At 69.9% G+C, this 522-nt stretch carries 1 protein-coding gene; it reads left to right on the forward strand.

What is annotated here, in order from left to right; genetic code table 11:
- Positions 1–2: 2 nt before the first annotated feature.
- Positions 3–522 (forward strand): IS630 family transposase (locus tag MGN01_RS23350; RefSeq protein WP_147049169.1); only part of this gene is annotated, 520 nt, incomplete at its 3' end.

Raw genomic sequence — 522 nt, forward strand, 5'->3', positions numbered from 1 at the left:
GCGTGCTTCCCGATGCAGCCGACGTGACCCGGCTCGCGACGATCGCGCAGGATCGATCGCGCCCACTCACACACATCCAGCGTGCCCGCATCGTCCTGCTCTCAGCCGAGCGCCTGAGCGTCCAAGATGTGGCCCGTCGGGCGGGCGTCAGCCGCCCGGCCGTGTGGCGCTGGCAGCAGCGCTACGCCGAGGCGGGCGTTGAAGGTCGTCTGCGCGACAAGACGCGTCCACCCGGCACGCCACCTCATTCGACCGAGACGGTGGCTGAGGTGCTGGCGCTGACCTGCTCGGAGCCACCAGGCGAGGTCACCCACTGGACCGGACGTGCCGTAGCCCGGGCGGTTGGGATCTCGTTGCGCGCCGTGCAGCGGATCTGGGACGCTCACCGCCTCCAACCGCATCGACTGCGCACGTTCAAGCGCTCGCGCGATCCCGCCTTCGCCGCCAAGGTCGAGGATGTCGTCGGCCTCGACATGGACCCACCCGCCCACGCGGTGGTGCTGTCCATCGACGATCCTTCGA

Origin of the sequence: Methylobacterium gnaphalii, from assembly GCF_007992215.1 — a bacterium.
GTDB classification, from domain to species: domain Bacteria; phylum Pseudomonadota; class Alphaproteobacteria; order Rhizobiales; family Beijerinckiaceae; genus Methylobacterium; species Methylobacterium gnaphalii.